This window comes from Cellulomonas sp. Leaf395, assembly GCF_001424125.1.
Lineage (GTDB): Bacteria > Actinomycetota > Actinomycetes > Actinomycetales > Cellulomonadaceae > Cellulomonas.
On sequence record NZ_LMQI01000001.1, the window covers coordinates 393,453 to 417,484 of the forward strand.

General features: G+C 73.4%; 23 protein-coding genes. 13 read left to right on the top strand and 10 right to left on the bottom strand.

The window, feature by feature from the left end; translation table 11 throughout:
- Window positions 1–3: 3 nt before the first annotated feature.
- From ASG23_RS01880 to ASG23_RS01895, 4 genes are read right to left on the bottom strand one after another with little or no spacing between them, the layout of a single operon-like run.
- Complete coding sequence (locus ASG23_RS01880; protein ID WP_056019257.1) at window positions 4–1,437, bottom strand: DHA2 family efflux MFS transporter permease subunit; 1,434 nt, start codon at window positions 1,435–1,437, stop codon at window positions 4–6.
- Window positions 1,421–2,491 (bottom strand): DNA polymerase domain-containing protein, encoded by a 1,071-nt coding sequence (locus tag ASG23_RS01885; protein ID WP_056019258.1) that lies wholly within the window; start codon window positions 2,489–2,491, stop codon window positions 1,421–1,423. The genes ASG23_RS01880 and ASG23_RS01885 overlap by 17 nt, the downstream gene beginning before the upstream one ends.
- 39 nt (window positions 2,492–2,530) lie before the next feature.
- Window positions 2,531–5,437: a helix-turn-helix transcriptional regulator gene (locus tag ASG23_RS20765; protein WP_056020647.1), complete on the bottom strand. Its 2,907-nt coding sequence runs from the start codon at window positions 5,435–5,437 to the stop codon at window positions 2,531–2,533.
- Complete coding sequence (locus ASG23_RS01895; protein WP_056019260.1) at window positions 5,434–5,733, bottom strand: hypothetical protein; 300 nt, start codon at window positions 5,731–5,733, stop codon at window positions 5,434–5,436. Before ASG23_RS01895 ends, ASG23_RS20765 begins: the two co-directional genes overlap by 4 nt.
- A 213-nt stretch (window positions 5,734–5,946) precedes the next feature.
- Between ASG23_RS01895 and ASG23_RS01900 the strand changes: the two genes are divergently transcribed.
- From ASG23_RS01900 to ASG23_RS01930, 7 genes are all read left to right on the top strand, one after another.
- Window positions 5,947–6,312 (top strand): VOC family protein, encoded by a 366-nt coding sequence (locus tag ASG23_RS01900; protein WP_056019264.1) that lies wholly within the window; start codon window positions 5,947–5,949, stop codon window positions 6,310–6,312.
- Between the two features lie 92 nt (window positions 6,313–6,404).
- Entirely contained in the window at window positions 6,405–6,845 is a 441-nt protein-coding gene (locus ASG23_RS01905) for an ATP-binding protein (protein ID WP_056019267.1), read from the top strand.
- 219 nt (window positions 6,846–7,064) lie between these two features.
- Window positions 7,065–8,660 carry a MinD/ParA family ATP-binding protein gene (locus ASG23_RS01910; protein ID WP_056019270.1) on the top strand — a complete coding sequence of 532 codons (1,596 nt, stop codon included), beginning with the start codon at window positions 7,065–7,067 and terminating at the stop codon, window positions 8,658–8,660.
- Between the two features lie 100 nt (window positions 8,661–8,760).
- Window positions 8,761–9,327, top strand: a complete 567-nt coding sequence (locus tag ASG23_RS01915; RefSeq protein WP_200941487.1) for a sigma-70 family RNA polymerase sigma factor — start codon at window positions 8,761–8,763, stop codon at window positions 9,325–9,327.
- Window positions 9,328–9,518: 191 nt separating this feature from the next.
- Window positions 9,519–10,994, top strand: coding sequence for a hypothetical protein (locus ASG23_RS01920; RefSeq protein ID WP_056019273.1), 1,476 nt, complete (start codon window positions 9,519–9,521; stop codon window positions 10,992–10,994).
- A 126-nt stretch (window positions 10,995–11,120) separates the two neighbouring features.
- Window positions 11,121–12,071, top strand: a complete 951-nt coding sequence (locus tag ASG23_RS01925; RefSeq protein WP_056019276.1) for a 5'-3' exonuclease — start codon at window positions 11,121–11,123, stop codon at window positions 12,069–12,071.
- Between the two features lie 229 nt (window positions 12,072–12,300).
- Window positions 12,301–12,798 carry a DoxX family protein gene (locus tag ASG23_RS01930; protein WP_235520808.1) on the top strand — a complete coding sequence of 166 codons (498 nt, stop codon included), beginning with the start codon at window positions 12,301–12,303 and terminating at the stop codon, window positions 12,796–12,798.
- A 4-nt stretch (window positions 12,799–12,802) separates the two neighbouring features.
- On the opposite strand, the gene ASG23_RS01935 is transcribed toward ASG23_RS01930, so the two are convergent.
- On the bottom strand, window positions 12,803–13,321 hold the full coding sequence (locus ASG23_RS01935) for a hypothetical protein (protein WP_056019279.1): 519 nt from the start codon (window positions 13,319–13,321) through the stop codon (window positions 12,803–12,805).
- Between the two features lie 114 nt (window positions 13,322–13,435).
- Here ASG23_RS01935 and ASG23_RS01940 point away from each other — a divergent pair, with 114 nt between their 5' ends.
- From ASG23_RS01940 to ASG23_RS01950, 3 genes are read left to right on the top strand one after another with little or no spacing between them, the layout of a single operon-like run.
- The gene (locus tag ASG23_RS01940; protein ID WP_056019282.1) at window positions 13,436–13,918 is read left to right on the top strand and encodes a ribonuclease H family protein; all 483 of its coding nucleotides are present in this window, start codon (window positions 13,436–13,438) and stop codon (window positions 13,916–13,918) included.
- A 10-nt stretch (window positions 13,919–13,928) separates the two neighbouring features.
- Window positions 13,929–14,378: a hypothetical protein gene (locus ASG23_RS01945; protein WP_157465474.1), complete on the top strand. Its 450-nt coding sequence runs from the start codon at window positions 13,929–13,931 to the stop codon at window positions 14,376–14,378.
- Window positions 14,375–15,274 (top strand): hypothetical protein, encoded by a 900-nt coding sequence (locus tag ASG23_RS01950; protein ID WP_056019288.1) that lies wholly within the window; start codon window positions 14,375–14,377, stop codon window positions 15,272–15,274. Before ASG23_RS01945 ends, ASG23_RS01950 begins: the two co-directional genes overlap by 4 nt.
- Here ASG23_RS01950 and ASG23_RS01955 read toward each other — a convergent pair.
- The 5 genes from ASG23_RS01955 to ASG23_RS01975 all read right to left on the bottom strand — a co-directional run bounded on the left by ASG23_RS01955 (window position 15,246) and on the right by ASG23_RS01975 (window position 20,935).
- On the bottom strand, window positions 15,246–15,497 hold the full coding sequence (locus ASG23_RS01955; protein ID WP_056019291.1) for a DUF3806 domain-containing protein: 252 nt from the start codon (window positions 15,495–15,497) through the stop codon (window positions 15,246–15,248). The genes ASG23_RS01950 and ASG23_RS01955 overlap by 29 nt on opposite strands.
- Window positions 15,469–15,750, bottom strand: coding sequence for a hypothetical protein (locus tag ASG23_RS01960; protein WP_157465476.1), 282 nt, complete (start codon window positions 15,748–15,750; stop codon window positions 15,469–15,471). Before ASG23_RS01960 ends, ASG23_RS01955 begins: the two co-directional genes overlap by 29 nt.
- A gap of 164 nt (window positions 15,751–15,914) precedes the next feature.
- Window positions 15,915–19,793 carry a S8 family serine peptidase gene (locus ASG23_RS01965; RefSeq protein WP_056019299.1) on the bottom strand — a complete coding sequence of 1,293 codons (3,879 nt, stop codon included), beginning with the start codon at window positions 19,791–19,793 and terminating at the stop codon, window positions 15,915–15,917.
- Between the two features lie 153 nt (window positions 19,794–19,946).
- The gene (locus tag ASG23_RS01970) at window positions 19,947–20,540 is read right to left on the bottom strand and encodes a protein-L-isoaspartate O-methyltransferase family protein (RefSeq protein WP_056019302.1); all 594 of its coding nucleotides are present in this window, start codon (window positions 20,538–20,540) and stop codon (window positions 19,947–19,949) included.
- A 47-nt stretch (window positions 20,541–20,587) separates the two neighbouring features.
- On the bottom strand, window positions 20,588–20,935 hold the full coding sequence (locus ASG23_RS01975) for a hypothetical protein (protein WP_157465477.1): 348 nt from the start codon (window positions 20,933–20,935) through the stop codon (window positions 20,588–20,590).
- A gap of 218 nt (window positions 20,936–21,153) precedes the next feature.
- Between ASG23_RS01975 and ASG23_RS01980 the strand changes: the two genes are divergently transcribed.
- The 3 genes from ASG23_RS01980 (at window position 21,154) to ASG23_RS01990 (ending at window position 24,020) form a co-directional block, all read left to right on the top strand.
- On the top strand, window positions 21,154–22,293 hold the full coding sequence (locus ASG23_RS01980; RefSeq protein WP_157465478.1) for a M15 family metallopeptidase: 1,140 nt from the start codon (window positions 21,154–21,156) through the stop codon (window positions 22,291–22,293).
- 56 nt (window positions 22,294–22,349) lie between these two features.
- Entirely contained in the window at window positions 22,350–23,519 is a 1,170-nt protein-coding gene (locus ASG23_RS01985) for an AAA family ATPase (RefSeq protein ID WP_056019309.1), read from the top strand.
- Window positions 23,520–23,585: 66 nt separating this feature from the next.
- Window positions 23,586–24,020: an OsmC family peroxiredoxin gene (locus tag ASG23_RS01990; protein ID WP_056019314.1), complete on the top strand. Its 435-nt coding sequence runs from the start codon at window positions 23,586–23,588 to the stop codon at window positions 24,018–24,020.
- Window positions 24,021–24,032 lie beyond the last annotated feature (12 nt).

A 24,032-nucleotide genomic window follows, 5' to 3' on the forward strand; every position in this document is an offset into this window, starting at 1 on the left:
CGTTCAGGTCACGTCCACCGGTCGCACCGCCTCCGCGCTGGACGGCACGGTCAGCAGCGCGATCACCGCGCCCCCCGCCAGCAGCCCGGCGCACACCACCATCGCGAGGCGGTTGGCGGGTTCGAGCGAGACGGGGTCGGTGAGCGACGACCCCACGCCGGCGACGAGCGGCAGCACCGCGATTGCCAGGAGACCAGCGACGCGCGCGACGGCGTTGTTGACGCCGCTCGCCACGCCGGCCAGGTGGTCAGGGGCGGCGGCCAGCGCGGTGGTCGTGAGCGGCGCGACGGTCGCCGAGAGGCCGAGGCCGAACACCACGACCCCGGGCAGCACGTGCGTCAGGTAGGGCGAGCTGGGGCCGATCCCGGCGAGCATCACCGCGCCGACCGCGCACACGAGCGGGCCGACCGTCATCGGGATCTTCGGGCCCACGATCGTGCTCAGCGCACCCGCCCGCGGGGACAGCAGCAGCATGAGCACCGTCACCGGGAGCGGGGCCAGGCCGGCGGCGAGCGGGGAGTAGCCGGCGACCACCTGCAAGGTCACGACGAGGAAGAAGAACAACCCCGAGATCGCCGCGTAGATGAGCAGGGTGGCGGCGTTGGTCCCGGCGAACGGCCGCCATCGGAAGAGCGCCGGCGGGAGCAGGGGAGCGGTGGCGCGAGACTCGACGACGACGAAACCGACCATCGCGAGGGCGCCGAGCGCCAGCGTGCCCAGCACCAGGGCGTCCGGGGCGCCCCGCTCGGTCCACACCGTGAACCCGTAGGTCAGACCGGCCAGGCCGAGGGCGCCCAGGACCGTCCCCGCGACGTCGAGCTTCTTGACGGCCGTCGGGTCCGCGCTCTCTGGCACGTGCCGGAGGGAGACCCACACGACGACCGCGGCGAGCGGCAGGTTGATGCCGAAGATCCAGCGCCACGTGGTGACCTCGACGATCCAGCCGCCGAGGAACGGCGCCACCGCCCCCGCGATGCCCCCGAGCCCGGACCACGCACCGATCGCACGCCCGCGGTCCGGTCCGGTGAACGTCGCCTGGATGATGGCCAGCGACCCCGGCGTCAGCAGTGCTCCACCGACGCCCTGGAACGCGCGGGCGGCGTTGAGCACCCCGATCGTCGGCGCGACGGCGCACAGCAGCGACGCGACCGCGAACCACACGACCCCGACCAGGAACACCCTGCGTCGCCCGAACCGGTCCCCGAGCGAGCCTCCCAGCAGCAGGAACGCGGCCAGCGTGAGGGCGTAGGCGTTGACGGTCCACTGCAGGTCCGCGGTGCTGGCGTCGAGGTCCTCGGCGATCGTGGGGAGCGCGATCGTCACCACCGTGGCGTCGATGAACGCGATGGCGGAGCCGAGGACGGTGGCCAACAGGATCCAGCGCCCCCGGGCGGAGGCATAGACGACGGCGCCTGCGGGCTCAGCGGGGGCGGTCACGGTCCTTGCTCGGCTGCACGCGCTTGGGCTCGCCCGGCATCTTCGGGTACTCCGGCGGGTAGGGCAGGTCGCCCTCACCCTCCTCGAGCTCCTGCCGCTCGGCCAGCTCCAGCAGCGACTCGATGGAGCCCCGCGGGGTCGCGTGCCCGACGAGCGCGGCGAACAGGTCCCCCACCTCCGCGAACCGGGCCGGCATCGTCGTCACGTCGAAGTCGTTCGGGTGTACGTCCGCCACCTCGTCCCAGCGCAGCGGGGCGGAGACCGTGGCGCGGGGGTTGGTGCGGATGGAGTAGGCCGAGGCGATCGTCCGGTCGCGGGCCATCTGGTTGTAGTCGACGAAGATCTTCTGGCCGCGCTCCTCCTTCCACCACTTCATGGTGACCTCGGCGGGCATCCGCCGTTCGAGCTCACGACCGAACGCGATGGTGGCCCGGCGCGCCTCGACGAACGACCAGCGCGGCTCGATGGGCACGAAGATGTGGATGCCCCGACCGCCCGACGTCTTCGGGCTGCCCTCCAGGCCGTGCTCGGCCAGCAGCTCCCGGACGCGGGGTGCGACGCGGGCGGCGTCGTCGAAGTCGGTGCCCGGTTGAGGGTCCAGGTCGATGCGCAGCTGGTCGGGGGAGTCGACGTCGTCGCCGAGGACCGGCCACGGGTGGAACGTCAGCGTGCCCAGGTTGGCGGCCCACGCCACGACGGCCAGCTCGCTGGGTGCTACCTCGTCGGCCGTGCGACCGCTGGGGAACGCGATCCGGGCGGTCTTCACGTACTCCGGGGCGCCCTGCGGGGCGCGCTTCTGGTAGAACGCGTCGCCGGTCGAGTCCATCCGGGTGGCCAGCTTGGCGCCCTCGAACACGCCCTTCGGCCAGCGCTCCAGCGTGGTCGGCCGGTACAGCAGCGCACCGAGGATGCCGTCGCCCACGGACACGAAGTACTGGACGACGTCGAGCTTGGTCAGCCCGCGCTCCGGGAAGTAGATCTTGTCCGGGCTGCTGACCCGGACCGTCCGACCGCGCACCTCGAGCTCGACCGCGGGGGTCTTCGACGGAGACATGCACTTCAACCTAGGGGGTGGCTGTCGTCCCTGCCCAGGTCAGCCCGCACCGATCAGCCCTCGCTGGTGGGCCACCGACACGGCTTCCGCTCGGCCCGAGACGCCCAGCTTGGCCAGCAGGTTGGAGATGTGCACGGACACCGTCTTGCCGGAGATGAAGAGCTTCTCGCCGATCTGTCGGTTGGACAGACCTTGCGCCACGAGGGCGAGCACCTCGGCCTCCCGGGCGGTCAGCACGTCGACGCCCCCGAGCCGGACGCCGGGCAGGTCCAGCCGGCCGCGCCGCGCGAGCCCGCGGACGGCGGTCGCCAGCGGTATGGCGCCCATCTCGTCGGCGTGCGTCAGTGCGAGCCCGGCCTCGTCACGTGCGGCGTCGCGGTCGCCCGCCTCGAGCAGCGCCTCCGCGAGCCGGAACCTGCTGCGCGCCACCTCGTAGCGATACCCGTAGTCGAACTCCGCGACGGTGGCCCGCCACAGGTCCACGTCGTTGATCCCGGTGAGCCGCGAGTGCTCGGCGTGCGCGCGCGCCAGCCACGCCCGGCCCTCGGGACCGAGCCGTCCGCCACGTGGCCGTCCACGCTCCGCCGTCGTCCTCGCGCGCTCCAGCAGGCGATCGCCCAGTGCCACCCGCTCCGAGACGTCGCGCCCGAGCAGCCGGTCCTGCGATGCCGCGTCCGCCAGTGCGCTCAAGGCCAGCGCGACCAGCCAGATTCCACCCAGGAAGTAGTCCGACCATGCACGCCACAGGTGCTCGAGCAGGCGAAGGGCGAGCGCGATCGCCTCGTCGAGCTCCCCGCGCCACGTGTGTGCGTCGACGGTGCAGCCGCCCGCGATCAGCGCGATGAGCCCGTCGCGTGACCAGCTGGGCTCCAGGGCGTGACCGCGCTCGGCTGCGTCGGCGTCCCCTCGGGCCACGGCCGCGTACAGGTTGAACGCGATCAGCGTGTCGGCCAGCTCGTCCGGGACCAGGCCGATCGCCGCCGGGGTCAGGTCGCCCGACACGTACCGGATGAGCTGCGTGAACATGTGCAGCTCGACCCCGTAGACGCTCCACGTCATGCCCAGCGACCTGGCCCGCTCGACCCCGTCAGCCGTCACCTGCGTGGCCCCCGCGAGGTCGCCGGCATAGTACCGGTTGCTCGCCAGGTTGTACATGGTGCGCAGCTCGGTGGCGTAGTCGCAGGCCTCCCGGGCGCGGGCCAGCGCCGTGCGCAGCAGCTCGGCGGCCCGGCGCTCGTCGTCCACCACGAGCACCGCGAGCGTGGTCAGTGCGTCCGACTCGGCGTCGGCCGCCCCGATCGCGCGCGCCAGCTCGACGGCCTGGGTCGCGCTCGCCACCGCCTCGTCGTCGAGGTCCGCGTTCAGGGCGCCGCGCGCGTAGGTGGCCAGCGCCCACGCGCGGTCCGGCGTCGGGGTGTCCGGCAGGTCGGCGAGCGCTCGCGACGCCTGCTCGAGCGCGTCGTGCACGCTCTCCACGCCCAGCAGGTACCGCGCGAGGCTGGTCCGGAGGCCGGCCTGGCGGGGGACGTCGGACGCGGTCTCCTCGACGGTGGCGCGCGCGAGCTGGACGGCTCGGTCGACCTGCCCGGCCCGGCTCGCGGCGGCGGCAGCGGAGGCCAGGACGTCGATGTGGTCGCTGCCCAGTGTCGCGGTCACCTCGGGCACCGCCTCCCAGAGCCGCAGGACGACCTCGAGGTGCCGCAGCTCCTCCGCGGGGGCGAGCACCTCGTGCGCCTGCGTGGCCGCGTCGAGCGACGCCCGCAGGGCCGTCGGCAGGTCCGGGGCGCGCAGGGCGTGCGACGCCAGCTGCGACGACGGTCCGAGCGTGGGGTCGTCCCGCAGGACGCGCAGGTAGGCGCGGTGCAGCGACGACTGCTCGCCGGGCAGCAGGTCCGCGTACACGGCCTCGGCCAGCAGGGCGTGCCGGAACGCGATGAGCTCGTCCTCGCCCACCAGGACGTGGTGCGTCACCGCCTCGCGCAGCGCCGTGTCGAACTCGCCAGGCCCACCGGGCACCGTCAGCTGCGGGTCCCCGTCGGCGGCGACAGCTGCACGCAGGAGCGGCTCCGACACCCGGCGGCCCGCGGCCGACGCGATGCGCGCGAGTCTCTGGACCGACGGGTCGAGCAGCTCGAGGCGGGCGCGCAGGACGTCCGCGAGCGACCACGGCAGCTCGTCGGCCTCGGCCCCGGCCTCCAGGAGCTCCTCCGCGAAGTACGCGTTGCCCTCGGAGCGGTCGATGACGCGGCGCAGCGTGGACTCCGTCAGCGGGGTGCCGCTCAGGGCGGTGGTGAACTCGCGCAGCTCGTCGTCGGTGAACGGCGACAGGTCGAGCCGCTCGACCCGGGGGTGGCGGCTCAGCTCCGTCGCGACGGGCCGCCACGGGTGGCGCCGGTGCAGATCGTCGGTCCGGTAGCTGGCAACCACGAGCAGGTGCTGGTCGCGCAGCCGCGAGACGAGGAAGCGCAGCACGTCCCGGCTGGAGGCGTCGGCCCAGTGCAGGTCTTCGAGCACCAGCAGGAGCGGGTGCCCCGGTCGGCCGACCGCGCCGAGCACCTCGACCAGCCCGTCGAACAGCTGGAGCCGGTTCGACTGGTCGTCGGGGGCGGCACCCGAGCCGGACGGCCCGGGCAGCAGCCGTGCGAGCGCGGGGCGGTTGGCCACGACTGCGCCGACCGTCTCGGGGTCGAGCGCGTAGAGCTGGGCCAGCGCCTCCGCGAACGGCAGGTACGGCAGCCCGATCTCCCCGAGGTCGACGCAGTGCACCACGACGACCCGTGCGCCGGCCGCGTCCGCCAGCTCGGCGACGTGCCGCAGGAGGCGGGTCTTGCCGACGCCCGCATCGGCACCGATCAGCACCGTCGCGGGCTCGCCGACGCCCGCGCGCTGCAGCGCCAGCGAGAGCTGGTCGACCTGCTGCGCGCGGGCGACGAAGGGTGTGCTCATCGAGCCACGTGCCATGACTCCGATCCTCGCAGCAGCCACCCACGCGCCGCACGCATCCGCGGGCGCGGGGTCCGCTGGGCACCGCTCGGGAAGGGCGCCGGGGTGAGTGCCGACGTGGGCGCGGTGGTCACCGAAGCGCCCGTGCTCGTGATCGTCGTGGCCGCGAGCAGGTCGTCGTGGTCGCCACCGCGCTGGTCGTGCGTGTCCCCGTAGGGGGTGTGGCGCAGCGCCGTGAACAGGCGCTCGTGACGGTAGGCGAGCTCGGCGTCGAGGCCAGGTCCCCAGAAGTCAGGCATGGTGTCCTCCTCATGAACGCCGGACGATCTGCCCGGCTCTCGTAGACAAGGAAGACTCTGGTCGTGAGGCGGTGATACCCGGATCGGGCAGGTCACCTGATTCTGAGGACCAGCTTGACCCAGGGGGGCCCTGAGGTGGGTGGTCGGGCGCCTGAGGTCCTGAGCTCCTCGTCTGAGGTACCTCAGACGGAGCCGACGGGGCACGATGGGCGGATGGGACTCGTGCAGGTCGCCCAGCACGCGGAGGACCTCGACCGCGCCGCCGCGTTCTACGCCGACCTGCTCGGCCGCCCGCCGACCGCGAGGTTCGACCCACCGGGCCTGCTGTTCTTCGACCTCGACGGCGTCCGGCTGCTGCTCGACGTGGGTGCGCCGTCCGCCCTGCTCTACCTGCGGGTCGATGACGTGGCCGCGACCGTCGACCGGCTGAGCGGCCAGGGCGTCGTCGTGGTGTCGGAGCCGCGCGTGATCTTCCGCCACGAGGACGACACCCTCGGCCCAGCGGGGACCGACGAGTGGCACGCCTTCGTCCGCGACTCCGAGGGCAACCTCGTCGGCCTGGTCAGCCAGCTGTCCTAGGGGCCGAGCGTCCGGGCTTGGTCAGGCCGTTCACCCGAACGCGTCGGCGGTCCCCCCAAGCAGGAACGGACCAGGTCGGGCAGGCTGGGCGCGTGGGTGATGTGCGGGACCTCCGAAGTGCCAAGAGCGCGCGCCGTCGAGACGCGCACGTCGTCGACGACGAGCTCGTCGTCGACGCCGAGCGCTCCGCACCCCGAACCGCGCGGCACTGGGTGATGCGGACCATCGCCGGTGCCGGGGTCGGCGGGGCGTCGAACCAGGTGGTCGAGCTGCTCACGGGCGAGCTGGTGTCCAACGCCGTCGTGCACGGTCCCCATTCCGGGTCGGTGCGCGTGCAGGTCCGCATCGACGGCGAGGTCGTGCGGGTCGGCGTCCGGGACAGCGGTGGCGGCACCCCGACGGTCGGGCACCCCGAGCCGACCGCCCCGAGCGGGCGCGGACTGGCTCTCGTCGAGGCGCTCTCGTCGGCCTGGGGCACGCAGCTCCATGCCGACGGCAAGACGGTCTGGTTCGAGGTCCACACCTACGAGTGAGGGGCGCGTCGCGTCGACACGCCCGGGTTTTCCGGACGTGCCGGATCTCACGCACCGGCCCGTCGCGCCCTGCTCACGGGTGCTCACCGGTGCTCACGGCTGCTCGCGTGGCGGCGTGGCACCATCCGTACTGCGCTGGCCTGCGGTTCCACGGTGCACGCCGGGCCTGCGCAGCGTAGTTTCGTGGGCGGACTACCGGGAGCGAGGGGCAACCACAACATGAGTGACGGCACCGACGGCAAGAACGCGTCGACGACGACCACCCGACTGCCCGACATCCGGGCCGAGGTGCGGGAGGACGGGACCGGCGAGATCTCCATCGACGGCGTCGTCGAGCGGGTGCGGATGGCGAACCTCGCCGAGGCGGGTGCAGCGATCACGACCAGGATCGCGGAGCTCGCGGGGTCCGTCGGGCGGCCGGTACCCGTGCAGGTGCGCGACCCCGACGGGGTCTGGTCGCTCGTGATCCACGCGGACGGACTGGTGGACGAGGCGCCCGGTGCGCTCGACGATCCCGACACTGAGGGCGACGGCCCGACCCGCGACGCCGAGCCCGGCGCCGACGACTCCGCGGCGAAGCCCGGTCCTGCTCGCGCCGGGACGGCCGACGCGTCGGGTGCGAGACGGCCGACGCCGTCGGCCACCGCGTTGCTGACCGCCCCGTCGCCGCCACCGTCCGCGGGAGACCCGGCGCCGCCGTCGTCGACGCCGTCCGCGGGCATCTCCCCGGTCCCGGCATCGTCCGGCCCCGCCAGCGGCCCGACACCGACCGCGACGCGCGGACCTGCGGCGACGCGCGCGACGACCGTCAACCCGCCCTCCCCGGACATCGACCCGGCCACGGGGACGGGGACGACTCCGTCGGGACCGGCCCAGCCGCTCCCGACGCTCGACGACCTCCTCGCCGCACGCCACCCGGCTGCCGCCGGCGGACCGGCCGAGCACGGCTGGCGGGCCGGGATCCGGCGGCTCACCTTCGGGGGGATCTCCCCGGGACCCGGGCGCGACGAGCGTCAGCGACGCATCGCCGCGGCCTCCGTGCGGCGGACGCTCGACGGCCCCAAGACGATCGTGGTCATCAACCCCAAGGGCGGCGCCCACAAGACGACCGCGACCATGCTGCTCGCGGCGACGTTCGGCCTCCAGCGCGGCGGGTACACGCTGGCCTGGGACAACAACGAGACCCGCGGGACCCTCGGGTGGCGCTCCTCGCACGCCGACCACACCCGCACGGCCGTCGACCTCCTGAACGCCCTGCCGGCGCTCGGGCCCGCGGGCGCCGTGCGCATCGGGGACCTCGACGGGTTCGTGCGCACGCAGCCCAGCGAGCAGTTCGACGTCCTGGCGTCCGACGAGAACTCCGCGTCGGGGTCGTCCGTCGACGCGGACTCCTTCACGTCGCTGCACGAGGTGCTCTCCCGCTTCTACCGGGTCCTCGTCATCGACACCGGCAACAACATGCGGGCCTCGAACTGGCAGGCCGCGGTCGGCGCGGCCGATCAGATCGTGGTCGTCTCCACGGTGCGCGAGGACACCGCGCAGTCGGCCGCGTGGGCGCTCGACGCGCTCCGCGCCACCGGGCACGACGAGGCCGTCCGACGCGCGGTCACGGTCCTGTCCGCCCCGGAGCCGAAGGTCGACAAGGACCTCCAGAAGCGGCTCCGCTCCCACTTCGGAGCTCTCACCCGGGCCGTGCTCGACGTGCCGCACGACAAGGCGCTCGTCGCCGGTGGCCCCATCGACTACGACGCGCTGAGCACGACGACGCGCGACGCCTGGCTCCGCGTGACCGCGGTGGTCGCCGACGGCCTCTGACAGCTCGCGGCGGCGATTTCTCGCACCCTGCTGCAAGATCCGGGGTCGTCGCGACAGAGTGCAGGTGTAGGCCTTCGACCGACACCACCCTGGGAGCACCGTGCCGTCGCCGATACCGAGCACGCCGGAGAGCGAGACGTCGCTCGCGCACGGCGACCGGACGCCGACCGACGAACCGGTGGGCTCCGTCCACGACGCGGCCTGGTTCGAGGCGCTCGTCCGTCAGCACGCCACCGCGGTGCACCGGTTCGTGGTCCGTCGCGCGGGTCGCGACGACGCGGAGGACCTGGCGGCGGACGTGCTCACGGTCGCATGGCGCCGTCGCGCGGACGTGCCGGACGGCGCCGAGCTGCCGTGGCTGTACCGCACCGCGGGGTTCGTCGTCGCCAACCACCGCCGCAAGGGCCGCCCCGTCCCGGTCGCTGACGTGCCGGACGACGTCGACTCCGACGACCCGGCCGTCCGCGCGGTCCAGGAGGAGCGCGTGCGTGAGGTGCTCGGCGCGCTGAGCCCACGCGACCGGGAGATCCTGCTGCTGAACGCGTGGGAGGGCCTGACGGGCGACGCGCTGGCCCAGGTGCTGGGCATCGGCCGCGGCGGCGCCGACGCCGCACTGAGCCGCGCCCGAGCCCGCCTCCGCGAGGCGTGGGCATCGGCTGAAGCCTGACCCCGTCCTCCGGACCGCGCCCCCCGGATCCCGCCCGACCGTCAGCCCAGATCGGCACTTTCCGACGAGATCGGTAGTTGAAACTGCCGATCTCGTCGCAGACTGCCGATCTCGCGGGCGGCCCGGGTGCAAGGGGGCGGCTGGTCGGGACACAGGAGGGGTACAGGCAACCCGAACCAGGAGGCAGGGCCGTGGACGACCGCACCGAGCACGAGAAGGCAGGCAGCAGCACGCCGGACGCCACCCCTGACGGCACGGGGGTCGAGGCCGCCGGGCGCGCGGAGACCCCGGACGCCGGCGGGCCGGACGTCGCGTTCGCACGGCTGCAGGCGGCGGACCCGGCGGCGGGGGTGGACCCGAACCTGCCCGCGCTGTACGCGGCGGTGTCGGACCGGACGGGGGTGGCCGTCACGACGCCGGGTGACGAGCTCGCGGCTCGCCGGGCCCGTCGCGCACCGCGCTGGCTGCAGGTCGCGGCCGCGGTCGCGGGCGTGGCCGTCGTCGGCGGCGCCAGCTACGCGTACGGCCTGAACAGTGCGCCGGAGACGGTCACGGCCGCGCCGGCGATCTCGCTGGACAACGGCGGGGCACCGGACGCGGCGGCGCAGGAGATGGCACCGATGGCCGACGACGCCGCGACGAGCATGGCCGCCGACGCGAAGCTGATGTACCCGTGGTGGGGTGGCCGGACCGTGTTCACGGCGAGCGGGCTGTCCGGCGAGGGTGGCTCGGGCGCCGCGTGGGGGTTCGACGCGGCGGGCACGTACTCGGAGGCGACGGTCGCGGCGGCGGCTGCGACGCTCGGGGTCGCGGGGCAGCCGCGCCTCGAGTACGGCACGTGGTCCGTGGGCCCGAACGACGGCTCGGGTGCGTCGGTGTCACTGTCGGCGGACGGCCTCGCGAGCCTGTCCTACTACGACCCGACGAGGGACCCGTGGAACTGCGTGCGGTCCGCGCCCGACAGCATCGGCGAGCCGGAGACGGGGGCCGCCGAGGACCCGGTCGAGGGTGCCGTCGCCGTGCCGGAGCCCGCGATCATCGACCCGCCGGCGGAGTGCACGACGTCGGAGCCCGCCCCGACGGGTGACGCGGCGATCGCGCAGGCGAAGGACACCCTGTCGTCCGTCGGCGTCGATCCCGCGGGCTACCAGTTCACGGCCTCGACCGACCCGGGCAGCGTCCAGGTCACCAACGTCACGGCCAGCCAGGTCCTCGACGGCCAGCAGACGGGGGTCACCGCCAGCGTCACGCTCGTGGCCGACGGCGTGCAGTCGCTGTACGCGCCGCTGGCCCCGCTGGTCGAGCTGGGCAGCTACGACGTCGTCAGCCCGACCGAGGCCGTCGCCCGGCTGGGCGACCCGCGGTTCGGCGCGTCGGGCGGCGGCGGCGTGATGCCGCTCGCGGCTGAGGGCGTGCGGGCCGACGACTCCGTCTCGTCGATGCCGGTCGAGCCGACCGTCCCCCCGACTCCGAGCCCCGGCAGCCCGCTGGCGTGGCCGGTGCAGGAGGTCACGCTGGTCTCGGCCCGGCTCGGGGTCGCGCTGACGACGCTGCCGACGGGTGCGTCCGTGCTGGTGCCGTCGTACGAGCTCGCCGACGCGGACGGGGTCACGTGGAGCGTGATCGCGGTGGTCGACGACCAGCTGGACTTCTCCGCGGTGGGCTGACCCCCGGGAGGACGCGCACGGGGGCCGGTCGACGTCGGAGGGGACGTCGACCGGCCGTCGTCGTGCGCCGGAGCCGGTCCTCCCTCCGGACGACCTCTGGTCGGTGGTTCCTGCCAGACTCGGCCCATGGCCGAACGCACTGAAAAGCTGCTCCTGCTGGACACCGCGTCGCTGTACTTCCGGGCGTACTTCGGGGTCCCCGACTCGGTGAAGGCGCCGGACGGGACGCCCGTCAACGCGGTCCGCGGGCTGCTGGACATGATCGCGACCCTGGTGACCGCCCACCGCCCGACGCGGCTCGTCATGTGCTGGGACGACGACTGGCGCCCGCAGTTCCGGGTCGACGCGATCCCGTCGTACAAGGCGCACCGCGTGGCGGTCGAGGTGCCGGGAACGACGGGCGCCGAGGAGATCCCGGACACCCTGGCGCCGCAGGTCCCGATCATCGTCGAGGTGCTGGCGGCGCTCGGGATCGCGCGGATCGGCGTGCCCGGCTACGAGGCCGACGACGTCATCGGCACCCTGGTCGCACGGGAGGTGGCGAAGAAGGACCCCGCCGCCGTCGAGGTGATCACGGGGGACCGGGACCTGTTCCAGCTGGTCGACGACTCCGTCCCGGTGCGCGTGCTCTACACCATCCGTGGCATCAAGGACCTGATGGCGGTCGACCAGGCGCTGCTGCAGGAGAAGTACGCGGTCCCGTCGGGACCTGCCTACGCGGACATGGCGGTGCTGCGCGGGGACCCGAGCGACGGGCTGCCGGGCGTGCCGGGGATCGGGGAGAAGACGGCCGCGCAGCTGATCCACCGGTACGGGTCGCTGGCCGGCATCCTCGCCGCGCGCGACGCCGGCGACCCCGGCCTCACGGCGACGCAGCGGAAGCGTCTCGTGGAGGCTGCGGACTACCTGACGGTCGCGCCGGCGGTCGTGCGGGTCGCGCCGGACGCACCCGTCGGGGACGTCGACGACCGGCTGCCGCACGTCGTCGCGGACGCCGACACGCTCGTCGCTCTGGCCGAGCGATGGGGTCTCTCGTCGAGCGTGAAGCGCGTGGTGGACGCGCTCGCGCTGGGCTGACGGGGTCACCCGGACGGGTGAAATGGGCCGAACGGGTGGAAGCCGGGCGTATCAGACAGGGGTGTCCGTCCTCCTGCTGTGACGTGGTTACCGACCGGTAGCCACGTCCCGCCGGCGACGAGACCGGCGCCGCACCCCGACCGCGGGTGCTGACCGGAAAGGCACGACCATGTCCTCCACCCCCACCCAGACCTCGAGCGCGCGACCCGCTGCCGGAACATCGGTTCCCGTGCCGAGCAACACCTTCGTCCGCGACGCGGCGCCCGCCCCTTCGATGGTCACCCGCGCGGTCGCCGGCCTGGCGACGGTGCTCACCCGCCACTCCATCACCGCGCTGCGGATCAGCCTGGGGCTGGTGTTCCTCGGCTTCGGCATCCTGAAGTTCTTCCCCGGCATGAGCCCGGCCGCGGAGCTGGCCGAGCGGACCATCGGCACGCTCACGTTCGGGCTCGTCGGCCCGACGGCGGCCCTGCTGCTGACCGCGATCATGGAGACCGTCATCGGCCTGACCTTGGTCACGGGCCTGTTCCTGCGGACGGGCCTGGTGATCCTCGCCGGGGCGCTCGTCGGCATCATGTCGCCGCTCGTGCTCTTCTACAGCGAGCTGTTCCCCGCCGGCGGGCCCACCCTGACGGCCCAGTACGTGCTGAAGGACATCGTGCTCGCGTGCGCGGGTGCGGTCATCGGTGCCGCGGCCCTCGGCGCGCGGCTCCGTCTGCCCGAGTGAGTCCTCAGTCGTTCACGAAGACGTCGGGGCCCGCCTCGCGCCAGCCGTTCGCGGCGGCCGGGACGGGCCCCGTCGACGCGACCACGAGCAGCGTGTCGTCCACGGCGACGTGAGCCGTCGACGTGGGAGCTGCACAGCTGATCGCCGACAGCTCGCCCGACCGGACGGTCACTACGCAGAGCGTGCCCGAGGTGCCGACGGCGGCGTAGTGCCGGCCCGTGGACGTCTCGGTGAGGTACCGGGTGGTGCTCGCGTCGACGCGTAGGCCGCTCAGGTCGTCCGACGACAACCGGTCCCGGGAGGTCTGCTCGGCGGCGAACTGGGTCAGGAGCGTCGAGGCGTCGACCGCCGGGTCCGCGGGCAGCGGACCGCTCCGCGCCCACACGAAGCCCGCGACCACCAGCAGCACGGCCGCCACCATCACCACGGGGGTCACGAGCGCCGGGCGACGTCTCGAGCTTCCGACGCTGCGGAAGTCGTGGAACGCCTCGCTGAACAGGTCCGTGTCCTCGAACGTCGTCATGGGGACACATCGGTCGATCCCGCCGCGGACGTGAGCGGGTGTGCACCGAACGACCCCGTTCGGGCGATCGCCGCTGGTCGTCCCGCCGTCTGAGGCACGGCAGAATCACGTTCCGTGATCACGGTCAGCACGGACGGTTCCTGCCTGCGCAACCCCGGCGGCGCCATCGGGTGGGCCTGGGCCAACCACGACGGCTCCAGCGCCAGCGGCGGCCACCCGTCCGGCACCAACCAGATCGCCGAGCTGATGGCCGTGCTCGAGGCGATCCGCTCGCACCCCGGGGACAAGCCGCTGGTGATCCAGGCCGACTCGCAGTACGCCATCAAGTGCTCGTCGGACTGGGTGGCCGGCTGGAAGCGCAAGGGCTGGCGGACGGCGGGCGGCGGTCCGGTGCAGAACCTCGCCCTGATCCAGTCGATCGAGGCCGCCATCGCCGCGCGGCCCGGTGCGGTCTCGTTCGTCTGGGTGCGCGGGCACCAGGGGGACGAGTTCAACGAGCGTGCCGACGAGCTCGCGGGCATCGCGGCCCGGGGTGTGCGCGACGGTGAACTGGTGCCGGCGGCTGTGGTGCAGCCCGAGCCGGACGTTCTCTTCTAGGAGCCCGGTGGTGTCGGATCAGGAGCAGTCCGCGGAGCAGAAGCGCGAGGCCCGGGTCGGCCGCGCCGTGACGTGGTCCGTCCTGGCGGTGATGGCCGTCGTCGCCGTCGGGCAGCTGGAGCTGTGGCCGCTGACCGCGTTCCGGCTCTTCAGCGAGACCAGGACCGCCGACCAGACCAGGCTCGAGCTGGTCGCCGAACATCGGGACGGTACCGATCAACCCCTGCTGGTCTCGGAGACGAACCCGGTCGTGGTGACCACCGACCGACAGTTCGGGGACCTCCCGGGAGAGTCCGAGGAGGTCCAGCGAGAGATGGTCCTCGCGTGGCTCTCCGTGTCGGGCGTGGACCCGGCGACGGTCGCGTCCGTGCGGCTGGACAGGATCGCGCGCGAGTACGACGAGGACGCCCGCACGTGGGCCGACGTCGACCGGACGACGATCGTGAGCGTCGACCCATGAGGCGGCTCTGGTCACGGATCGACGAACGACTGGTGGCGCCCGGTCCGGGGTTCCGGGTGGCGGAGATCCAGATCCTCCTGGCGGCCGTCATCGCCCTGCGGCTCGCCACCCGCGACTGGAGCCTGATCGCCGAGCGCCCTGCCGCGCTCCGGGACGGACTGACGGTGATGAGCTGGTACACCGGCACCCCGACGCCCGCGGCGCTCGTCGCGGTGCAGGTCGTCGGCCTCGCCTGTGCGCTGCTGGTCTTCGCGCGAGTGCGGCCGCACCTGGCGTTCATCGGGCTGTGGATCGCCTTCACCTCGCTGACGGCCTTGTGGGGCAGCTCCGGGAAGGTGATGCACAACGACGTGCTGACGGTGCTGGTGGCGTCGGTCTTCCTGTTCGCGTCGACCCCGCACGCCTCGGGCTGGCGCGACGTCCGGGTCCGCTACGGGTGGCCACCCCGGGCGGCGCTCGCGGTGCTGGCGATGGCGTACTTCGTCTCGGGCGCGCAGAAGCTGGTGCACAGCGGGCCGGGATGGGTGTTCAGCGACAACATGACGTGGGTCCTGCGCCTGGGTCTGTCGGCACACCTGTCGGGCGGGGCTCGACCCGTCGCCGAGGACCTGGCCCACGCGGTGGCGCAGTACGGCTGGGTGAGCGCCTCGCTGGCCGGTGGTGCCCTGCTGCTCGAGCTGACCGCACCGCTGTGGCTCGCGGTCCGACGCACCCGGCTGCTGTTCGTCGTCTCCGTGACGCTGATGCACGGCAGCATCTGGCTGTTCATCGGCCTGGACTACTGGGCGTGGCCGCTGACCGTCGCGGCAGTCGCCGTGCCGATGTCGCTCGCCCCGGACCGCGCGCTCTGGCGGCGGGCCGAGGTCGTCAGTGCGGCTGGTGCGCCCCGGCAATGATCTCGAGCGCTCCGCCCGAGGCCTCCTCGACGTACTCGGCCACCCAGCCGACGGGTGCCTCGCCCCAGGACGTGGCGACCGCGGCGACGGGGAACACGACCAGGTCGATCTCCGAGTGCGTCAGCACCAGCTCGGGGGCGCTCGCTCCGCGGGCCGAGCCCCACAGGAGCCCTGGCACGCGCTGCGCGACGAGGTCACCGAGCGAGACGCCGAACGCGTGCACCAGGGACGCCGCGGGAGCGCTCGTCGGACTGCAGCCAGATCGCCTGCACCCGGTCGAAGAGGTCGCCGAGCGTCTGCGTGTCGACCGTGCCCGCGCACAGGCCCGTGATGATCTCGCGGTGCTGCGCGGCCCACACCTGCTCGGCGGCGTTCAGCGGCTCGACCTGGACCGAGCGCCTCTCGTCGGCGGGCGTGTGGGGGTGCGGCACCACCTGGCCGTCGGACGGCCTCGCTGCGCGTCTGAACAATCCCATGCCGCTCTATCGACGCCGGGGGCCCGGCGCTTGAACCTGAGACCGGTCGTGTCGCCCGGTCGGAGGAGGGTCGGCACAAGACAGACGAGGGCCGCGCCGACCAGGAGGTCGACGCGGCCCCACGTCAGATGAGCCGGTGGCTCAGCGCTGCACGGTCTGCCCCATCACGGCGTCGCGGGGGTCACCCGGTAGGACCGCTGGGTCTGCGAGCCCGTGACGTCCGCACTGCCCGCGTAGACCGCGGTCAGCTGGTGCGTCCCGACGGCAAGGTCCGCCGGCAGGGCGATCGTCGCGGTGCCCTTGAGGCCGTCCGCGGTGAGCTCCCCCGAGCCGAGCACCTTGCCCTTCTCCTTGATCTCGACGGTGCCGGTCGGCGCCGCCGACGAGCCGGTCACGACGACCGTGGCCGTGGTGACCGTTCCGAACGGGGCCGAGTTGCTCGACAACGTGAGGGCCGCCGTCGAGGCCGACTTCTTGATGTCGACGGGGACGACCGCCGACGTGGACGGCGCGAACAGCCCGCTGTCCGGCGCGAAGGTCGCGCTCAGCGAGTGCGCACCTGCACCGAGCGTGACCTTGGCGGTCGCCTTGCCGGCCGTGACGGCCGACGAGCCGATCTCGGTCTGCCCGTCGAGGAACGTCACGGTGCCGGTGGCCTCTGCCGGTGCCACGGTGGCCGTGAGCGTGAGCTGCTGGCCCGCCTTCTTCCCGCCCGTGACGGCCAGCGTCGTGGTCGTCGGCGTCGCCGCCGGGACCGTGACGTCCACCAGCTGCACCCGGGAGACCGGGTCGCCGTTCTGGTGCTGGAGCACCAGCAGCTGACCGTCCGCAGCGCCCGTGCCCTTGTGCACCGGGATGGTGGCTCCGCCGCCCCCCAGCGTGGAGAACGAGTCCGGGATGTCGTTGTCGAACCAGAACGGCGGGTCGTACGGGTTCACCGTGAACGACTCGGCCGTGTCGAGGACGCCGGAGTCGTCCGACGCGTAGTCGGAGTAGGTCCACACGTCGATGGTCGGTGTGGACCCGGCGGGGATCCCGGCCCAGTCGAGCCCGATCGGGGCGACCAGGACGTTGTTGTCGAACACGCCCGATTCGATGCTGCCGGAGAACCCGTTGATGAGCTGGACGTCGAGGTTCTCGCCGGTGGTGTAGTCGAACGTCGCGGCGATCGTGACGTCGGAGTCGGCGTTGTACTTCTGCACGACCGTCTCCAGGTCGTACGCGCCGTCACCGTCGATGTCGATGTCGATGACGGGGATCACGTAGCGGCCGAGCGTGGCCCACTCCCCGTCGGTCGCGATGCCGATGCCCAGCAGGCCCGTGGACGGGTCACCGCCGGCCGCGGCGATCGTGGGTGCCGTCGAGGCCCAGCCCACGTACCGGATGTCACCGGCGGCGGTGGCCGACGGCGAGGTGACGAGCCCTGCGACGGACTCGAGCTTGGGGCTCGTGGCGCCGAGGTTCAGTGGCGTGGTCAGCGAGTACCAGCCGCCCGACGCCACACCGCGACCACTGATCGCGAGGTCCGCCGTCGGAGCGGCAGCGTCGGCGAAGGCGACCGGGGACGCCGTGAGGTCGGCGACCAGCCGGGGAGCCGCCTGCAGGGGGACCCGCAGCTGCGACGAGCCGGAGGTCAGCACCAGGCGACCCGACACCTCGGAGACGTACTCACGCGGCACGCCGGACTGGATGGCCTCCGACGTCGGGTCGAGCTCGCGCTGGAGCGTCGTCGGGTCCGCCGTGAGGGTGAGCGTGACGACCGCGGACTTCCCGGGCGGCAGCGTGATCGACGCCGGGGAGGCCGTGATTGTGGCGCCACCGGAGGTCGACGAGCTCGACACCGAGGTGGTGTACCGCTGGCTGGTGGTGCCGAAGTTCTTCACCGTGACGGTCTTCGCCGCGGTGACCGTGGTGGCACCCACCGGCACCACACCCCAGGTGACCGAGGTCTGCTCGGGGTTCTGCGTGTTGTAGGCGATGACGTCGGTGCTGACCGCGTCGAACGCGTCGACACGGCCGGAGCCGACCCGCTCCGGGCCGTAGGCCGTGCCGCTGCCGTCCGGGCCGGTCCAGATGTCGTGCGTCGCGGTGTTCACCACGGCGGACTTGACCTGCGCGGCCTCCCAGCCGGGATGGGCCGCGCGGACGAGGGCGGCGATACCCGCGACGTGCGGGCTCGACATCGACGTGCCGGACAGGGAGTTCGACTGGTTGCCGGCACCCGAGGCGGCGGACAGGATCTGCGTGCCAGGAGCGGCGACGTCAGGCTTGCCGTGACCGAGGGAGCCGTGCACGCCGCGTGACGAGCTGGAGTTCAGCATGTCGCCGGCGATGTCTTCCACGACGGTGCCGGACAGTCCGGGGCCGATGTGCACGGTCAGCGTGCCGGCCTGGATCTCCGGGAGCAGCGCGTCCGTCGTCGCGGCCGTCATCTGGAAGCCGGGGATGGCGGCGTTGCCGGAGATGCCGGCGGCGAACGGGGTCAGCTCCGTGGGAAGAAGCACGCCGACCGCGCCGGCGGCCGTCGCGTTGTTGAACCGGACGACCGAGCCGCAGCGTCGGGCGGCGTCGTCGTCGTTCCACCAGAGGTAGGCGACCTTGCCGGTGACGGCGGCGGCCTGGGCCGCGGTGAACGCGGTGCAACCGTCGAAGTTGCTGCCGGGGTTGCCGACGGGTGCCGTGACGTCCGCGCCGCCGTAGGCGACCGAGTTCTGACCGGAGTGCAGCCCCACGAGGGCGGGGTCGGCGGCCGCGGTGACCTCGACGCCGTCGTACGTCTGCGGGGCGCCGACGGAGTTGGCGACGGTCAGGGCGCTCGGGGCGTTGCCCGGGCTGCCGCCGATGTCGGTGATGTCACCGGAGTTGCCCGAGGACATGACCATGACGGTGCCGAGCGCGACCAGCGCGTCGACCAGGAGGTTGTCCGGGTCGTCGGCGGGGGAGCCGCTGCTGCCGAGCGACATGTTGACCACGTCGAGCCGGTCGCTCAGGTCGCCGTCCGCGTTCGGGTCCGCCGCACGGTCGAGCGCGAGGGAGGTGAGGTTGGTCGAACCGCCGATGTCACCGAACACCTTGAGTGCGAAGATCCCCGCACCCGGTGCGGTGCCGGGGCCGACGAGCCAGTCGGAGACGTCGGTCAGCCCGCTGTAGTCGCCGTCGAACGTCGTGCCCTCGGGAACGACGCCGTAGCCGGCCGCGGAGCCCGACACGTGCGTGCCGTGGCCGCTGTTGTCCGACAGGTAGGTGGAGTCGATCGGGTTGTCGTCGGGTGTCGGGACCGTGGTCGCGCCCGGGAGCCCGGAGGCGGGGTCCGCGTCGTACAGCGGACCGGCGAAGTCGTACCCGCCGATGAACTTGGCCGGGTCGAACGACCCCTCGGGGACGGGACCCGACCCGTCGGCGCCGTACGCCGCCTCGTAGGCCTCGACCGTGCCGGGGCCGCCGAAGTCGGCGTGCGTGTAGTCGAGGCCGGTGTCGATGACACCGATGCGGACGCCCGCGCCGGTCTCGCCGGTGTCCTGCCACACCTTCAGCGCGCGCGTGAACTCGACGTTGTGCGCGTTGTCCAGGGTCTTCGGGGTGACGCGGTAGACGGCGACCACGTCGGGGGAGTCCGCCAGCGCCCGGACCTGCTCGGCGTCTCCGGTGACCAGCGTGCCCGAAACGAGATTGGTGAGCGTCGCGATCTGCTTCGGGGCGGCTGTGGCGGCGGAGCGGGCGGTGGCCTGCTGCGGGACCACCTCGTCGGCGAGCGCCTCGGTGTCGGCGGCGGCCGCCTTGACCTCGGCGGGGGAGCCACCGTCGGCTGTCACGTCGCTGCCGGACTTCGCGTCGAGCTGGACGAAGGCGGTCACAGTGCCTGTGGCCCGGACCAGGTCGCGGGCGAGCTTGCCGTCGAGCCGTCCGTCGATCGCCTTCGCGTTGCCCGCGGTCGGGCCGTCCGCCGGCGGAGGTGCCGCCGATGCGCCGCCTGCACCCAGTAACGCGGTGGTGACCGCGACGGACACGGCGGTGACGGCGGCGAGGACGGGTCGACGTGGCATGTGCGCATCCCTGGCTTCGAGGAGAATCGACATGCGTGCAGCGAATCGTGACGGCAGTCACAAGTTGGCGCACGCCCGGTGCACGTTACTGGCAGGTACGCCATTCGTCACGTTCTGGCGAATCCGCTGGTTCGTCCGGATACCGGAGCCGCCTCAGCGCAGGGGCACGAACGTGTACGAGCCGTGCGTGGTGATACGGGTCTGGCCAGAGGTGCGCTCCACGAGGTGCATCGTCGAGCGGACCGGGATCACCAGGCGACCACCCTCGGCGAGCTGGTCCACGAGGACGCTCGGCAGGGACCGTGGCGACGCCGACACGAGGATCCGGTCCCACCCGCCGTCGACCGGCCGCCCGAGCGCACCGGGGGTCGCCGGCTCGATCCGCGCCCAGGGCAGGTCGCAGGCGGCAAGGTTCGTCGCGCCCCACACGGCGAGCTCCGGGTCCAGCTCGAGACCGAGCACGACCCCGTCCGGGCCGACCAGCCGCGCGAGCAGCGCCGTCGTCCAGCCCGAGCCGGAGCCGACGTCCAGGACGCGTGCGCCGACGGGCACCTGGAGCAGCCGGAGCATCGCCGCGACCGTGCTCGGCTGGGAGCTGGTCTGTCCGTGCCAAAGCGGCAGCGGGCGGTCCTCGTGCGCACGGGCGCGCTGTTCCGCGGGCAGGAACCGCTCGCGGGCGAGCTCCCGCATCGCGTCGACCACGTCGGCGGCGCGTGCCGGGTCAGGGCTGTTGCTGCCCTCGTCCATGCCTCGAGCCTACGATCGGCACCCGCCGGAGGGAGGGCGGGCCAGACCTAGTTGCTGGACCCGGTCACGACGACCACCGGGATCATCCCGGTGCGCGGCACGTCGGCCGCCGACGGGTCCGGGACGAACCTCGGCTTGCGGCCGGGGCGACCCCGCTCGCGGCGCATCTCGATTCCCTCGAGGGTGGTCGCGCGCCAGACCGCGCCGCCGTTGAGCCGCCCGTCGGGCTGCGGGAGCCACGGCACCTTGCGGGAGAGCCACACGCGGATGGTGGCGTGCTCGACCCCGAGCCGGTCGGCCAGCCGGGCGATGTCGTAGAGGTCGTCGAGCCCGCGCACCGGTGACGGCTGGGCCGACGGGTCCGCAGCCTGGTCGCGGGGCGATTCTGGGGGCACGGCGGCATCGTATCCGTCGCGAGGCCCGAATTATGTGACGGAGCCGTAACGAAATCCTCACGAGATCTCCCCCGCTCAGAGGCCTCAAGTGTCCTGGACGGTCGTCCGATGAACTTAACGTGTTACGCGTGAGTTACAAGATTCCCTTCCGAGGTCGAGCCACGAGTGGCCGGCACGCCGTGTCGCGCCCTGCGCCCACGCGTGCGGCCACGCATCCCGTGCGCCTCGCGCAGGGGGCCGTGGTCACGGTGCTCGCGCTGAGCATGTGCGCCATGGTCACCGTGTCCGCCAACGCTCGCGACGGCGGGACCGGTCTCATGCCCGCCGCGTTCGCGCCGGAGGCGGCGCAGGTCGAGCGCGCGAGGGCCGGAGCCGTCGACGTCGCCGCCGACGCGATCGAGGTCGCTCAGACCGCGCAGGCCGAGGGTGCCGAGGTGGCCATCGACGCTGCCGAGCTCGAGGCGCTCCAGGCCGCGACCGCCCGGCTCGACGAGCTCGTGGTCGAGGCGACGGGTGACGAGGTGACCGCCCCCCGGGCTGCGTCCCGCTCGGGCGAGCGTGAGGAAACCCCCGACACGGAGGTCGTGACCCCCGCCGCTCCGACCCCCGACCCCGCGGCCCCCACCGACCCGGCGACCACCGTCGACCCGGCGGCCCCCATCGACCCCGCCTCCGTGTTCGAGCAGACGCCCGCGCCGGCACCGGTGCCCCTGGTCCCGCCGGCCAGCGGCAAGGAGGACGCGACGACCGCCGAGCTGCGGGAGGCCGTGGCCACGGTCGCGACCCTCACCACCACCGTCCGGCAGAGTGCCGAGGCCAAGCGCGTCGCGGACGCCGCTGCCGCGCAGGCCGCCGCCGAGGCCGCTGCTGCCGCCGCTGCCGCGCAGGCCGCCGCCGACGCCGCTGCTGCCGCCGCAGCCGCGCAGGAAGCGCAGCGGGCCGCGTGGAAGCAGTCTCTCCTCGGGTACTCCAACGGCAGGATCCCGGACTCCGCGCTCTGCGGCGTCAGCTTCGATGCGAGCGTGCGCCTACGGTGCGACGCCGCCGAACAGCTCGACGTCCTGAACTCCGCCTACCGCGCCCAGTTCGGCACCGACCTCGTCATCAGCGACTCCTACCGGTCCTACGCGGGCCAGATCGCGTGCAAGCGCACCAAGGGCTACCTGTGCGCCGCGCCGGGCACGTCGAACCACGGCAGCGGCGTCGCGGTGGACCTCGGCGGTGGCATCGAGTCCTTCGGGACGAAGCAGCACCGGTGGATGGCCGCGAACGCGCCCGACCTCAGCTGGGAGCTGCCGTCGTGGGCCGCCCGGGGGGGCAGCAAGCCCGAGGCGTGGCACTGGGAGTACGTCGGCTGATCCCGGTCTGCGCACGGTCCGTCCTGCACCCGCGTCGCGGCCTTACGATCGGGCGCATGAGCACCTCGGCCGAGCCGGGGCGGACGTGGCCTCTCGTCGGCCGTGCCGCCGAGCTCGACGACCTCGACGACCTGTTGTCGACGGCTGCCGACGGTGTCGGTGTGACGGTGCTCCTCGAGGGTGAGGCAGGTGTCGGCAAGACCGGTCTGGTCGATGCACTGCGCGGCTCCGCCCGGCTCCTCGACGTCGAGCTGCGCAGCGCGCAGGCCTCGGACGTGCGTAGTTGGCCGTTCGCGCTCTTGTCGGACGCGCTCCTCGTGCGGTCGTCCGCCGCCGGTCACGGGGCCGGGAGGAGCCCGGTCGAGACCGAGCTGGCGGACCTTCTCGACGCGATGTACGCCGACCCGGCACGATCTGTCGCCCGGTACGACCGTGCCGCGGAGCTGTTCGCCGCCCTCCTGCGCCGCCACGGTGACATCCGGCCCTGGGCCCTCGTGCTCGAGGACGTGCACAAGGCGGACGCCCCGTCGCTGGAGGTCCTTCTCCAGCTGGCCCACGAGGGCGCGGTCCCGCGGGCGCTCGTCGTGCTCACGATGCGGCCGGTGCCGTACCGCCCCGAGCTCGCGGAGCTCGTCGCCGCGTGGACGCGCGCCGGCGCCCGGTACCTCGAGCTGCGTCCGCTCAGCGCCCGCGCGACCGTCGAGCTGGCGGAGAACCTCGTCGGCGGGCCTGTCGGCCCGTCGCTGCGGGGCACGCTCGCGACCACGGGCGGCAACCCGCGGCTGATCGCGGACGTCGTGCGCACCGCCCGGGCTGCGGGGGCGCTGGTGGCGTCCGACGGCGTGCTCGACTCTGCCGGCACCCGGTGGATGACCCCGCTCGACGAGGTGGTCCGCCAACGTGTCGAGTACCTCGGCCCCGACGTGCTCGCCCTGCTCGGCCAGGCGTCCGTGCTGGGCACGTCGTTCGTCATCGCGGACCTCGCCTCGCTGGCCGGCGACCCGGTCGCGGACTGCTGGCGCACCCTGCGGCACGGCCTGGCCGCCGGCGTGGTCCGGGCCCGCGGCGACCGGCTCGTGTTCGGTCACGACCTGGTGCGCGAGGCGCTCTACAACGGCCTCGAACCCGACCAGCGCCGTGCGCTGCACGCCCGCGCCGCGTGGGCGCTGCGCCAGGCCGGCGCACCCGCGCAGATCGTCACCGGGCACCTGGAACGCGCGCGCTGAGCCCCGCGGCTGCCTAGCGTGGGGGGTGCGGGCATCCGCCCGTACCGCCCACAGCAAAGGAGCACCATGTCCACGCGCACCGCTCGGACCGCCTGGAACGGCACCCTGATGGAGGGCAGCGGGCAGGTCGAGCTCACCAGCTCCGGCGCCGGCACGTTCGACGTCACGTTCCCGAAGCGGACCGCCGAGGAGGCCGACGGCACGAGCCCCGAGGAGCTCATCGCGGCCGCTCACACGTCCTGCTACGCCATGCAGCTGTCCGGCGTCATCGCGGCGGCCGGCGGCACGCCCGTCGCCCTCGAGGTCAGTGCCGACGTGACATTGCGTCCCGACCCGGCCGGCGGGCTGCACATCACCACGATCGCGCTCACGGTCCGCGGCGAGGTCGAGGGTCTCGACGAGGCCGGCTTCCTCGCCGCCGCGGAGAACGCCAGGACCACGTGCCCCGTGAGCAAGGCCCTGACGGGCACGGAGATCACCCTGGCCGCCTCGCTCGCCTGAGCCTGCTGCGCT

What these genes read in the sequence shown, in the direction of transcription:
- ASG23_RS01885 (WP_056019258.1), bottom strand. Translation starts at nt 2,491, where the DNA reads ATGTCTCCGTCGAAGACCCCCGCGGTCGAGCTCGAGGTGCGCGGTCGG.
- ASG23_RS20765 (WP_056020647.1), bottom strand. Translation starts at nt 5,437, where the DNA reads ATGAGCACACCCTTCGTCGCCCGCGCGCAGCAGGTCGACCAGCTCTCG.
- ASG23_RS01895 (WP_056019260.1), bottom strand. Translation starts at nt 5,733, where the DNA reads ATGCCTGACTTCTGGGGACCTGGCCTCGACGCCGAGCTCGCCTACCGT.
- ASG23_RS01900 (WP_056019264.1), top strand. Translation starts at nt 5,947, where the DNA reads ATGGGACTCGTGCAGGTCGCCCAGCACGCGGAGGACCTCGACCGCGCC.
- ASG23_RS01910 (WP_056019270.1), top strand. Translation starts at nt 7,065, where the DNA reads ATGAGTGACGGCACCGACGGCAAGAACGCGTCGACGACGACCACCCGA.
- ASG23_RS01925 (WP_056019276.1), top strand. Translation starts at nt 11,121, where the DNA reads ATGGCCGAACGCACTGAAAAGCTGCTCCTGCTGGACACCGCGTCGCTG.
- ASG23_RS01935 (WP_056019279.1), bottom strand. Translation starts at nt 13,321, where the DNA reads ATGACGACGTTCGAGGACACGGACCTGTTCAGCGAGGCGTTCCACGAC.
- ASG23_RS01950 (WP_056019288.1), top strand. Translation starts at nt 14,375, where the DNA reads ATGAGGCGGCTCTGGTCACGGATCGACGAACGACTGGTGGCGCCCGGT.
- ASG23_RS01960 (WP_157465476.1), bottom strand. Translation starts at nt 15,750, where the DNA reads ATGGGATTGTTCAGACGCGCAGCGAGGCCGTCCGACGGCCAGGTGGTG.
- ASG23_RS01965 (WP_056019299.1), bottom strand. Translation starts at nt 19,793, where the DNA reads ATGCCACGTCGACCCGTCCTCGCCGCCGTCACCGCCGTGTCCGTCGCG.
- ASG23_RS01970 (WP_056019302.1), bottom strand. Translation starts at nt 20,540, where the DNA reads ATGGACGAGGGCAGCAACAGCCCTGACCCGGCACGCGCCGCCGACGTG.
- ASG23_RS01985 (WP_056019309.1), top strand. Translation starts at nt 22,350, where the DNA reads ATGAGCACCTCGGCCGAGCCGGGGCGGACGTGGCCTCTCGTCGGCCGT.
- ASG23_RS01990 (WP_056019314.1), top strand. Translation starts at nt 23,586, where the DNA reads ATGTCCACGCGCACCGCTCGGACCGCCTGGAACGGCACCCTGATGGAG.